Origin of the sequence: Sphingopyxis sp. BSNA05, from assembly GCF_013265645.1 — a bacterium.
In the GTDB taxonomy this organism is placed as follows: domain Bacteria; phylum Pseudomonadota; class Alphaproteobacteria; order Sphingomonadales; family Sphingomonadaceae; genus Parasphingorhabdus.
The window spans coordinates 1-11,803 of record NZ_PYIA01000164.1 but is presented as its reverse complement, the minus strand read 5'-3'; the positions used below and the strand labels follow the sequence as shown (position 1 = coordinate 11,803).

The window sequence follows — 11,803 nt, the reverse complement described above, 5'->3', positions numbered from 1 at the left end:
GGTGAAGCTGCCGCCTTGCGCCTCGAGATCGCCAAAGCCGACATCGCCGGTCGCGTCGAGATCAATGCCGCCGCCGACGGTGACCGATCCGCTGCCGTCGACATCGCCGGTCGTCGCGTTAAGCGTCAAATCGCCGCCGATGGTGCCGTTGTTCAGCGCTACTGATGCGCCGGTGATACTGGTATTGCCGCCGCTGATCGCATTGGCCAGCGTTGGTGTGCCGGTTGCGGACACGATGATATCATCACTGGCATCCAGTGCGCCCGTTGCGGTGACATTGCCGCCGCTGGTCAGCCGGATATTCGAACCCGGGGAAGTTTCCGATCCAAATGCTATGGAACCGGCCTGGCCGGCATTGGCGGTGTCAAATACCAGCGCGAACAGGTCAATGCCGGCGCCGCTGGTCGTCGCATCGTCCAGCGTGATTGCGCCGTCCGCCTGGACGAGAAAATCATCGCCGGCCGAAACGCTGGCCAAGGCCACATCACCGAGCGAGCGGATCGATATATCCTCGCCAGCGCGCAGCGCTCCGGTGGCAGCGATATTGCCGCCTGCGAGCAGGCCGATACTCGCTGCCGTCGGGGTGCCGGTGCCGGTGGCCGCAGAGCCGAGGGCGATATCCTGGGCCGCGGAAATCAGGATGTCGCCGCCGTTGGTCGTCAGCGCGCCGACGTCGACATTGTCGGCGACCAGGTTGAGACTTGCACCTAGGCCCGAGACAGTGATGTCACCACCGGTGCTGTTGACGCCGATGGTTCCGCCCGATGCGGTCAACGCGATGCCATTGGTCGAGGCGAGGGAGTCGAAAAGGATATTCGAACCGCTGTTGAAGCTGATATTGATCGCGCTTGCGTCGCCGATGGCGATATTGCCGCCGTCCAGATTGAGCGCATTGACGGCGGTCAGGTCACCGCCGCTGATGCTGCCGCCTGCGGTCATGCTGATCGCGTCGGCGCTGGTTGCGCTCGTGAAGTTTATGGCATTGCCGGCATCGACGGTGAAGGTGCCGCCCTGCGCGTCGAGATCGCCAAAGCCGATATTTCCGGTGGCGTCGAGATCGATGCCGCCGCCAACGGTGACCGTGCCGGTTCCGTCGATATCGCCGGCGCTGGCATCGATCGTCAGGTTCCCGCCGATGGTGCCGTTGTTCAGCGATACCGCTGCACCGGAGATGCTGGTATCGCCGCCGCTGATCGCATTGGCCAGATTCGGTGTGCCGGTTGCGGTGACGACAATATCGTCATGAGCGTTCAGTGCGGCCGTCGCGGTCACATTGCCGCCGCTGGTCAGCTGGATATTCGAGCCCGGTGAAGTTTCCGATCCAAAGGCTATGGATCCGGCCAGACCGGCATTGGCGGTGTTGAACGACAGCGCGAACAGGTCAATGCCGGCGCCGCTGGTCGTCGCACTGTCCAGCGTGATTGCGCCGTCCGCCTGGACGAGAATATCATCGCCGGCCGAAACGCTGGCCAAGGCCACGTCACCGAGCGAGCGGATCGATATATCCTCGCCAGCGCGTAGCGCGCCGGTGGCAGCGATATTGTCGCCCGCCAGCAGGCCGATACTCGCTGCCGTCGGGGTGCCGGTACCGGTGGCCGCAGAGCCGAGGGCGATATCCTGCGCCGCGGATATCAGAATGTCACCGCTATTGGTGGTCAGGGCACCGACGTCGACATTGTCCGCGAAAAGATTGATGCCCTGTCCGGCACCCGTCGCGGTGATGTCCGCGCCGGCGTTGTTGACGCCGATGGTTCCGCCCGTCGCGGTCAACGTGGCCGTGCCGGTGGCGTTGATCGTGTCAAACAGAATGTCCTGGCCGCTGTTGATCGTGATCCCGGCACCGCTGGCGTCGGCGAAGGCAATATTACCGCCGGCATCCAGCGTGATGGCCTGAAGCGTGCTCAGCGAACCGATCGCAATATCGTCCGTGGCGTCGAGATCAATCGCGGAACTGGCCACGGCATCGCCGCCGCTGATATTGCCGCTGGTCGCCGTCAGGATGATACCGCTCGCTCCGGATACCGTCGCGTCAAGACTGAGGAAGCCGACATTTTCGCCTTGCAGCACGATGCTGCTGGCGCCGTTGGTATTGCCGAGGAACACGTCGCCCGGTCCGCTTTGCGCGGCAACCAGTTCGATGGCATTGTCGGGGATGGTGATCTGGCCGAACGAGATGTCATTGCCCGCTTCGACGCGGAATCGCTGCGCGGTGCCCTGTGTATAGCTATTGACATCGATACTGCCGGGGACGGTGTAGAGGCTTTCCGACGCGCCGCCGACCAGCGCAACGGTGGTCAGTTGTCCGCCGGCTGTGATCGATGCAGCGCTGATGTCCGCCCCGACCGTGATGCCGACGTCATTGCTACTGTCCAGATTGCCCGAACCAAGCAGACTTCCGTTCACTGCGCTGACTAGCACGCTCGCACTCGCGACCGAAGCATCGCGCAGGTCGACGTCACCTTCGGTGCTCTCGACCAGGAACTGGTTTGACGCATCTAGGACCGTGGCGATGCCGTCGGTGCCCATGATGATGTCGCGGCGGGTGGTGACCAATATGTCGTTGGCGGAAACCGTGCCGGATTCTATAATGCCCTGAACCACATCATTGTTGCTCGCCTGACCGATATAGACGAGATTGTCGGCGTTGAGCGTGCCGAGGCAGACATTGCCCTCGACGCATTGCGCGCTCAACAGGCCATTGTCATCGGATTGTCCGCTCCCGGCGATTACCGCATTGGATGGCGCGTCGTTGATGTCGACGCTGAGAGAACTCGCGGTGATCGTGCCGCCCAGTCCGTCGATCGCGTTGGCAGACATGACGACGGCAAAATCATTGGCATCGATATCGCCGGCGGCGACGATCGAGGCGATCGGCGTAACCGGCGTGCTGCTCAGGGGGGTGAGAGCCCCGGCCTGCAGGATCAGATTGTTGGTGTCGGGGAAGGGATTGGCCGTGTTGGGCGAGGTTGCGGCATTATTCCCCGCCACCAGGCTTGCACCGGTCTGGATGATGATGTCATCGCCGGTCTGCACGGTCAGTCCATTGTCCGAGATCGTGCTGCTGCCGGTCGCGAACAGGGCGCTTCCGCCCGCATTCACGGTGATAAAGCCGGCGGACGTGACGTCGCCGTCTAGCGTCGCGTTATAGCTTGGATCAAAGACCGCGCTGGGCGTCCCCATCGGATCATGCCCGGCCTGGATGAGCAGTTGCGGTCCCAGGACGAAGGTTCCTGCGCCCAGTGTCACGGTCGTCACGGTCCCGGTGACAGCCGCATTGGTGACATTGGCATCCCACATCGCGGAAATATCGACCAGTCCGACACCGGCTATATCGGCGACGGTGGCATTTTGTCCGGTGCGGACCGAAGCGGTGCCTGCGGCATTGATCCGCGAACCGGCGGTGCTGATGAAATCGCCCTGCGCGGTGGCCGCGAAGTTTCCGGACACATCGATACTGTTGACCGGAGTGCCATTATTGCTGTGATCGATGAAGATATTCTGGCCGCTGGTCAGGGTCGCATTGCCGCCGACCGTCATCTGGCCGTCGGCGTCGAAATCATATTGGATATTGCCCGCAACATTGACGGTCAGATCGCCGAGGATCGATATAGCTCCGCTGTCACCGGTCACGAAGAAGCCGCCGGAAAGGGCCGAAGCCGAACCGGTTCCGGTGCCGATTGCGGTATCAAAGGCTGTCGCGGTCAGGCTGTCGAAACTGATCAGTCCCGCAGGATCGGTCGAACTGTCGGCAATTTCGATGCGGCCGCCCGCGCCGATACCGCCAATCGGTCCCCCGCCGCCGGTGCCGCTGGAATCCATGGTGACATTGGCGAAGGCCAGGATGCCTGGGCTGCCTTCCTGGATTTCGGCAATGCCGGTGCCGCCTGTACCGGCGCCACCCGTGCCCTGGGCACCGTTCGTCCCGAAGGCGCCATAATAGCCCCGGGTTCCGCCATCACCGCCCTGACCGGTCGTGGTTATGTTGAGATCATTGCCTGATATCGTGCCGCCTTGCGCGAGCAGCCGACCGTTGCCGCCGGTTCCGGCGCCACCGTTGCCGGCGTCACCGGCAGCACTGTCATAAGAGTTCCCGCCATTTGCGCCAGTCCCACCGATACCGGTGCTGGTCATGGTGAAATCGCCGGATGTGAGGCTGATCGTTCCGCCGGTGCGCGCGATCAGTTCGACTGTGCCGCCCGTCGCGTCACCGCCCGATCCGCCGTCACCGCCGTCCACACCGCCGCCGAACTGATAGAAACCATCCGCCCCGTTGCCACCGGTGGCATTGGCTTCCAGAATGACGAAGCCGAGGGCGATATTCCCGCCGGCACCAGTGACTTCCAGACGCGCCGTTCCACCGGTCGCGCTTCCGCCATCGCCACTATTGCCCGTGATATCGTTGGTCGCATCCCGCAGCCCGTCGCCGCCGTTTCCGCCAGTTGCGCTGGCGATGATCGTCGGATCATCCGGATCAAGCGACGCATTATTGACATTGATCGCTGCAACCCCGCCAACAGCTGCGCCGCCGTTTCCGCCGTCCAGTCCATCACCGCCATCGCCGCCGAAGCCGCTGGCGTCGACGATATAAACCGGACTGCCGAGATCATCCTGATTGATGTTGATGGTCGCATTGCCGCCGCTCCCGGTGCCACCGTTACCGGCGATATTATCCGCTTCACCGGTCGAGAAACCGAAGACGTCGCCGCCCGTTCCGCCGGTGCCAACCGATGTGACCGAAAGCTGGCCAAAGCCGAGCGTACCCGCATTATTGTTGAAGATTGCATCGCCGCCCGTTGCATTGCCGCCACTGCCGCCCGTTCCGGCCTGGATGGTCCCGCTGCCGGCGCTGACACTGCTGCCCCATATCCCCCTTCGGCATTGGTCGAGACAACAATGTTGCTGGCATTGATCGTTGCGCTGCCGTCGAGATTGAAGGTGGCGGTGCCACCAATACCGTCGCCGCCGTTGCCGCCGTCCGAACCATAGCCGAAGCCACCCGCGCCGCGCGATCCATAAGGTGCTGCATTTTGAATATTGCCCTCGGCCGCCACGGTCAGGGTACTGGTGACGGTCAAATTCCCGGCAATCGCGTTGAACGTCGTGTTGCCGCCGAGTCCGCGACCGCCTGATCCGCCGGCGGTGCCGTAATTTATATCACCATTCGCGCCATCGCCGCCAAAGCCATTGGCCGAAATCGTGAGATTGGTGACGGTCGCATTGCCGCCGTTGAGATTGAAGGTTACGTCTCCGCCTTGCCCGTCTCCACCGTCACCCGCCGATACGCCGCCGGCAAAGGGTGTGACGGCAAGCGTCAGGTCTTCGGGAGCAGCCAGCACTGCCGCTTCGTTGTTGGTGACCGGGCCGGGCACAGTGAACAAATCGCCCCCGCCGCCGCCCGAACCGTTCGAACCGACGGTGATATCGTCCGCCAGGAAGGTTCCGCCGAGCAAATCGAATGTGACATCGCCACCGAAACCGAGGCCACCATCCCCCTCGAAGCGCGGTGCGCCGCCTTCGCCGCCAACCGAGATCGATCCATCGGAGGCGATATCAAGGTCGGACAGCGTCATCGCTCCGCTTGTCCCCTGTACGCGGAAGGTGACCGCTCCGCCACGACCGGTTCCCAGGCTGTCGGGAATATCATCATCGCCACCGACGCCGCCCACACCGCTGGCATTCACGCCAAGAAAATCGGTAAATTCTATCGAACCGTCATTGGCCTCGATCAGGATATCGCCGCCTGTCGCATTGCCGGCAATCGTGTCATTGCCGGTGGCGTTTGCATCGAGAAAGGAAAAGCCCGCCGTGATCGCGCCGCCGTTCCGGGCCGCAATGTTGATGTCGCCTGCCTGGAAATCCTTGCCTTCGCTCGGATCGTTGGAGAAGAACTGGTCATTCGGTTGTGCCGACGTGTCCAGAAATATGCCGCCCGCAGTGAGTGTCGCATTGTCAGCGAGGATCGAAATCCCGCCGCCGGTGCTGGTCACGCTGTCCGAGCCGTGAAACGCCCGTGTGCTGATGTTGATTTCGCCGTTGACCTGCAGGCTGCCCGCATTTTGCACGGTGATCGTGACCCGGTCTTCCGATGCGGCTGGCGTGACCCCGAAAGTGTTCAACTCTCCCTGCAGGTCGGAACTGATGGTCAGGCTGCCGCCATCGATCAGGAAATGTGCCCCTCCCGAACTGGCATTTCCGGATATTGCGGTTCCCGCTGCATCGAACGACCCTTCTGAGGCGGCGGTGGCATAGACCTCGATATTGTCGATGACATGCGTGCCGCCCGTGACCGTCAGGTCGAGTGCGCCCGCGGTCGCGTCATTGCTCTGCGCTCCACCGGCGGCAGCGCCCGATGATGCCGTGGCTCCCTGGGAAAATACGATTTCGCCGGTGGTGACCGCACCGCCCGACAGGTTGAGACTGATGTCTCCGCCGACACTGTCGCTTCCGACCAGACCGGGACCGTTGCCGCCGATTTTCAGATTCTGCGCGTCGATAGCCTCGCTGTCGAAAAATGTCGTTCCGGTCACATTGAAGGTGCCGCTGGAGACGTTCAGAATGATATTTCCGCCCTGGGCGGATCCGTTCTGGATTTCTCCCTTGCCGCCCTGGGCCCTGGCGTTGAACTGGGCCGTGCCGCCCACGACCAGATCGCCACCACCATTGATATCGATATTGATATTGCCGCCGACGGCATCCTGCCCGATTCCGGTGCCGCCATTGTTGCGAACGGTGGAAAAATCGTCGCGTCCTGAGGCGCTGGCGTCCACGATCAGATTGCCGTTTGCAATCAGGCCGCTGATGATCAAATCGCCGAATCCGATCTGGTCGGCGTTGATATTGATCGTTCCGCCGACACCGTCGCTTCCCGCCCGCAATGTTACATTGCCGTTGGCGCCGATGATGCCGCCACCGCGGGCGTTGATATCGATCTGGTTTCTCGCTTCCAGCAGCAGATTTTGCGTGCCCGTCGGGCCATTGGCGACGATGCTATCGGACACGGACGAGGTTGTTGCGACTATGCCATTTGTCGCAAAGGTCGAAACCGACGATCCGAAGGCCGCATTCTGAAACTCGATATTGGAATTGGAATCGGCCGCCTTCTTGTCAAAGGCAAAACCGGCATCGGTCTGGTTGCCGGTTGTCGCGACATTGGCACCTGCACTGAGCACAATATTGCCATTGACGATCGAGGCTGAGGCGGCCGGCTGATAACCAATATTGCCGCCGACCAGCATGGTTAGCGCATCATTTTTAGGCACGGCAACCATGTAGATCGCCTGCGCATCGGCATCGGTGACATTGCCTGAAACGGAACTGATCGTGGGGGTTGATGAAAGCCCGTGGTGGTTCCGCTATGGACAATGCCATTGGCGTCGGTCGTTCCCACGCCGATCGAAATGTCGAACAGTCCGTTGTTGATCGTCAGGTTCGCTTGCTCAGCCGCCACATAGGCAACCGACCCGTCGACATTCACGCTACCGTCCTGCACGATTCGCGGGGCGACCATGGCAACGTAGCTGCTGCGGTCATTCAGCGCATTGATCTGCGCCCCAGCGACGATTTCCACGCGCGAGCTGCTGTCGGCTACGCCGGCAAAGCGCATTTCTCCGCTGGAGCCAAACAGGCCGCCTGTGGTGTCGATATCGTTGGTCGTCAGCACCAGACTGCCGACATCGAACCGGCTGGTGGCACCGGCAATGATGCCGCCGGGGCTGTAGAACCAGATATTCCCGCCGGAGGTGGTTCCGGCAAGGTCGACAAAACTCTCCACAAGGCCGTTGAACTGCACCAGCCTGCCGTCTGCCGTCGCCACCGGCAATATGCGGTTCAGAACCGTATAGTCCAGACCATTGGATACAAAGCGGAGTGTCCTGCCGGCCGGGAGGATGTCGATCGGATTGTTGACCAGGCCATCGCTACCAAAGGTGGCTGCGTCTGTGTCCAGCGGCGTCCAGTTTATTATGGCCTCGCTCACCGATATCTGGAGTTCATCCAGATTTGTGGTGCGGGCGCTCGTGAAGGAAACCCCTCCTGTCGGGCTCGTACCATTGGCCTGAAACGCCTGGCCGCTGACAGGCGTGAAAGCTTGCGGGGCGATCAGCCCGGTCATCGGGACATCGATATTGATTGGGTCGGCGTCAATCGGCGCATGGCGGGCGAGGCTTATATTGCTGCGATTGAATTGCTGACTTGCATCATGAGGTTGCAGCGAAATCCGACCGTCCAGACGAATATCTGTAACATGGGGCTGCAGAACCGGTGAAGAAATCCGGAGATCGTTACTCGGTAGTTGTGCCTGAGGCGCACTGATCCTGATATCATGGGCCGGTCGTGGAGATACGGGTGCCGAAATTCCGGGGTTTGGCATATTCAGTTCGGGAGCTCGCAAAATCAATTGCGCCTGCGAAGATTGTGGAGCGGATGCCAGCAGAACTGCCGCTGCCGCCATCGAGCTTCCCGACAGCCAGCGCAGCTCCGGTCGGTGCGCGTTTCGCCTTTGTGACTGCTGCTCTGTGAACGCTTGCTCATGATCCTGTCCTCGGTTGCTCTGCGGCTGGTCTATGGTCGGAATTCGATGTCATCTGCGCTTCCACGGGGCCAGCTGCACGGTCAGCGTCAGCAGGGCCCGCGCGTCCTGGCGGCGGGTCTGGAATGGTGCGCGTTTCAGCGGCACGACGCCGGTCAGATCGAGGCTGGCTTGCTGGCCAATGGTCATGCGCAGCCCGCCACCGACGGAATAGAGTTTCTGCGCGTCATCCGGAATATTCTTGTTCCACACGCCCATCATGTCGAAAAACAGATAGGGCTGGAGCGCGACGCTTTCCGGGGTCTCGGGAACCAGCGATCCGTAGCTGACTTCCGTCTGCAGGCCATAGCCGCTGTCGCCGATGATCGTTCCGGGATCATAGCCGCGACCGGTGGTATAATTGCCGCCGGATACTTCTTCATAGGAGAAGAGCGCATCGGGCGAATATTGCAGGCGTGGCTTCAGCGTCAGTGCCAGCAGCGGCGTCGGCCGGAAATCGATTTTGGCCTGGCCCCGGATGACAAAAGCGGTCGGGTCGCCATCGGCCCGGGTTGGCAGTACGGTCTGGCCAATGCAGTTGACGAAGGCCGGACCGCAGCCTTCGCTCGCGCCCAATATGTCCAGGCCCTGCCGGATTTCCAGCGAGCCGCCGATGCCCCATTTCGGTTCGTAAGCGGAATAGCCGCCGCGCCCGGAAATACTGGCGGCATCGATCTGGTTGAAGTCGATCCGGGCAAAGGCAACGCTCAGCCGGTCTTCATTGGTGCGAACCCCCAGAAGATCTGTGCGCTGGTCGATATAGTCGAGCCCGATCGTGCCGAAGATATTGCGCGATTGCTTCCGTAGAAAAGGATAGCTTGCATAGGCGCTTGCCACCAGTGTCTGTGAATCGATATCAATACCGCCCGTCAGATCGGGCCTGGTCCAGGCATAGGTGAAATTGCCGCCGAACTTGAGGCCTTCGCCACCGACGGTAAATTCGTGGCCGACCTGCAAAACCTGCTGTTCCTTGAAATCGGCTGTCGAATAGCCGCTGATCACGGTTTCGTCGCCCAGACCGGTCAATCCGTTGAACCGGACCCGGGCGAGACCGCCAAAACGGCCGACCGCCTTGGAACCGAAATTCTGGATATTGATATCGGCATAGACCGGCGTGCGGATCACGTTGAACTCGCCGACGACCTCGCCGGGCTGGCCGCCCGATTCGGCCGAAATCGGCCGCAGCGACAGGCGCACGTCGAGCCCGGGTATATCGCGTGCGAGCAGCAGATAACGGTCCGCCGTGTCGATGTTGAAAACCGGCTGCGCGGCCAGTTTCTCGATATATTTCTGCAGCAGCGCTTCAGAGGGGCCGGCATCGCCGCGAACCTGCACCGCAGTCATCCGGGCCATCAGCACATCAAAGCGGACGCTGCCGTCGTCAATGGTTTGCGGCGGGACCTGTACAGCCGCAAGATAGCCGTTGCTGCGCAGGATGGTGGCCGCCCGGTCGCGGATATCGCAGACCACCGATACCGGAACGTCCTGGCCGATATAATCGGCATAGGCCGGGCTCAGCGATACCGGATCGACTGATATCAGACCGGAAAAATTCACGGCCTTCAGTGTGAACCGGACGTCGGAAAATTCCGGTCCAGCGAGCGGGCAGGCGGACCGCTCGACTTCGCCGTCGAAGGACAGGGGCTGGGCCTGGCCCTTGAGCGCTTCGTCTATCACTCCCCGCTGGATTTCCTCTCTGGTCGGTGCAGCGGCAGACTGACCCCAGGCCGCATGCCGGACAGGAAAATGGCAAAACTGCCGTCAGGGCAGTCGTTTTAAGCGTAGTGCGCGAGCGCGTCATATATATCCCCGTTTTCTTGGCAATTCCGGCGCAATATCCGGGTCTGCCACAGCGGCTCTGCCGCCCCGGGATCAGCCGGGGCGACAGAAATCATCCAGAGCCTAGCCCTGGTCGGCCGCGTCTTCATTATTGGCATTCAGTGTCTCGACCAGCAGATCCAGCTGGCCGCTGCAGCCCTTCTCGATCAGCACAGCCGCCGTCTCGTCAAGATCGGCCGGTTCCTTTTCCAGAACCACAAAGCTCACCTCGACCGACTGCGGCACGTTCGATCCGAGCAGTCGATAGCTTGCACCATCGGCCACCGGCAGGACATCCTTCGGCCAGGCCTTCAGCGGATTGCCCTTCCGCCAGGCGATTTCGGTTACATTGCCGCTCGTCGGTTCGACGATCGAGGCGGTTGCCGAGCCGGTATAGTCCGGCCGCCAGACCACCAGCCCCTTCGGATTGGTCACGCAGAATTTTCCGCCCTTGGTCACATCAAGGAACCAGAGATTGGGATTGTTCGGCGTAACCACCGCCGCGCTGCTATCGCCACGCACCGCTCCGGTTCTGGCCCGGCGGCTGCCGCGATTGTTGATGAAGCTGGACAGCCGGGTCGAAGCGGTCGACGTGGAACTGCTTCCCTGGGCCAGTGAATAGGTTCCCGGTCCCGACAGGACACGCGTGCCCGACTGGGTCAATATGGTGACCTTGTCCTGGGCCTTCAGCGTGATTTTCGCATCATTGCCCATTTTCTTGCCCGCCGGGTAGCTGCTCGCCGAAGGGCCGGTCGAGCGCACGACCATATTTTGTGCCAGTGCGACGCTACCGGCGCCGAATAGCAGGAATGTAGCCAGAGCCGCTTTCGCAAAGCCGGGAAGAATTCGTCCGGACGGTACCGGAGCATTTTTATCCAAGTGCATAGCTTTCTCCATTTTGGTCTTTTTCAATCGTTTGAGCAGATTGACGAGGCCCAGATCCTCGCCACATCGCTTGATCACGGCACCCAGTGCCTGGATCGAATCACTATCACCCTTTTCATGGGCGGCTATGATGGCGGTCACTGCCGCGCGATCTTTTTCATCCCAGTCGGGAACCGGTTCGAACACTTCGACCGGTGTGGACCGGCCGCGGAGGGTGATCCGGCCCATCGGCCGGTACCAGTCAAGACCGGTCCGTTCCATCGCTTCCCTGCTCAGCAAAACCTTGGTTTCCAGCATCTTGTTGGCAGCTTCGAGCCGCGCCGCGGTGTTCATCGCGTCGCCCAATGCGGTATATTGGATCCGGCCCTCGCCTCCGAAATTGCCGACAATCGCGTCGCCATAATGCATGCCGACCCGGGTTCTGCCGATCGGCGGCACGCCTTCGGGGACGTTCTTGCGAAATTCCTCGCCGGCCAGATAGAGGGCATAGGCGCCTTGGCCGCGCGTTCTCCGTCATCGGGATAGGTGATTGGG

5 protein-coding genes are annotated in these 11,803 nt (G+C 61.5%); all 5 read right to left on the bottom strand.

Annotation, left to right across the window (positions count from 1 at the left end; all coding sequences use genetic code 11):
• Positions 1–4,236 (bottom strand): S-layer family protein (locus C8024_RS19150; protein WP_173208194.1); only part of this gene is annotated, 4,236 nt, incomplete at its 3' end.
• Positions 4,179–7,268, bottom strand: a complete 3,090-nt coding sequence (locus C8024_RS22650) for a hypothetical protein (protein ID WP_173208192.1) — start codon at positions 7,266–7,268, stop codon at positions 4,179–4,181. The genes C8024_RS22650 and C8024_RS19150, both read right to left, overlap by 58 nt.
• Positions 7,238–8,110 carry a hypothetical protein gene (locus C8024_RS19140; RefSeq protein WP_173208190.1) on the bottom strand — a complete coding sequence of 291 codons (873 nt, stop codon included), beginning with the start codon at positions 8,108–8,110 and terminating at the stop codon, positions 7,238–7,240. Before C8024_RS19140 ends, C8024_RS22650 begins: the two co-directional genes overlap by 31 nt.
• Before the next feature lie 468 nt (positions 8,111–8,578).
• A complete protein-coding gene (locus C8024_RS19135) occupies positions 8,579–10,243 on the bottom strand; it encodes a ShlB/FhaC/HecB family hemolysin secretion/activation protein (protein ID WP_173208188.1) in 1,665 nt (554 codons plus the stop codon).
• A gap of 225 nt (positions 10,244–10,468) precedes the next feature.
• Positions 10,469–11,707 (bottom strand): adenylate/guanylate cyclase domain-containing protein, encoded by a 1,239-nt coding sequence (locus C8024_RS19130; protein WP_367947447.1) that lies wholly within the window; start codon positions 11,705–11,707, stop codon positions 10,469–10,471.
• Between the last annotated feature and the right edge of the window lie 96 nt (positions 11,708–11,803).

Excerpts from the sequence above, each read along its gene's own strand:
- C8024_RS22650 (WP_173208192.1), bottom strand. The coding sequence starts at position 7,268 with ATGGTTGCCGTGCCTAAAAATGATGCGCTAACCATGCTGGTCGGCGGC.
- C8024_RS19140 (WP_173208190.1), bottom strand. The coding sequence starts at position 8,110 with ATGACCGGGCTGATCGCCCCGCAAGCTTTCACGCCTGTCAGCGGCCAG.